Source organism: Mesorhizobium sp. M8A.F.Ca.ET.207.01.1.1 (assembly GCF_004794715.1).
Lineage (GTDB): Bacteria > Pseudomonadota > Alphaproteobacteria > Rhizobiales > Rhizobiaceae > Mesorhizobium.
In genome coordinates, this window is sequence record NZ_SRUS01000209.1 from 1 (window position 1) to 373 (window position 373).

At 68.1% G+C, this 373-nt stretch carries 1 protein-coding gene; it reads left to right on the top strand.

Annotated elements, in window-relative coordinates:
- Positions 1-373, top strand: a 373-nt coding sequence (locus EN850_RS34205) for an ATPase, T2SS/T4P/T4SS family (RefSeq protein ID WP_189591295.1), incomplete at both ends; no start/stop codon positions are given.

Below are 373 nucleotides of genomic sequence, written 5' to 3' on the forward strand. Positions count from 1 at the left end.
CAAGGACCCGTTCACCCCCGACGAACTGCTCGCCAAGGGCACCTTCGACGCGCCGATGCAGGCCCTGCTGAAGGCGATGGTGCTGGGCCGCTGCAACATCCTGGTCTCCGGCGGCACCAGTTCGGGCAAGACCTCGCTGCTCAATGCCCTGGCCAGCTACGTACCACCCAGCGAGCGCGTCATCACCGTGGAGGACACGGCCGAGCTTTCGCTGAACCACCCGCACGTGGTGCGCCTGGAAAGCCGCATCGGCGGCGCCGAGGGCCAGGGCGCGGTCAGCATCCGCGATCTGGTGCGCAACAGCCTGCGCATGCGCCCTGACCGCATCGTGGTCGGCGAAGTGCGTGGCGCCGAAGTGCTGGAAATGCTGCAG